This is a genomic window from Vibrio sp. HI00D65, assembly GCF_001635455.1.
In the GTDB taxonomy this organism is placed as follows: domain Bacteria; phylum Pseudomonadota; class Gammaproteobacteria; order Enterobacterales; family Vibrionaceae; genus Vibrio.
Genome location: NZ_LWEH01000020.1, coordinates 1 through 370, shown reverse-complemented (window position 1 = coordinate 370; position 370 = coordinate 1). Strand labels below are relative to the sequence as shown.

The following is a 370-nucleotide window of genomic DNA, read 5'->3' as shown; positions in this document are numbered from 1 at the left end:
GCTAAAGCGTTAGCCATTATTTGCGCTTTAGCTTGAAGCTGGGCTGTTAGATTACGCTTCTTGGCGTGATAGCTTAACTTCTTCTTCTTTCTCACCTGCTGCAGGGTTGTTGAAGCGCGACTCATCAAGAGCGCCTTCAGACTTGGCAACGATGATAGATACGGCACTATCACCGGTGATGTTTACAGCGGTACGGATCATGTCTAGAAGACGGTCAACACCCATAATTAGAGCGATACCTTCTAGTGGTAGGCCAACTTGGTTCAATACCATCGCTAGCATAACCAGACCAACACCAGGGACACCTGCAGTACCTACAGAAGCCAAAGTCGCAGTTAGGATAACCATTAGGTAATCGCCCATAGTAAGG

Annotated in this window: 1 protein-coding gene; it reads right to left on the bottom strand. The window is 47.6% G+C overall.

The genetic code is table 11. From position 1 onward, the window contains the following. Positions 1-51: 51 nt before the first annotated feature. A partial coding sequence (locus A3712_RS05355; RefSeq protein ID WP_157618707.1) for a dicarboxylate/amino acid:cation symporter occupies positions 52-370 on the bottom strand: 319 nt, incomplete at its 5' end.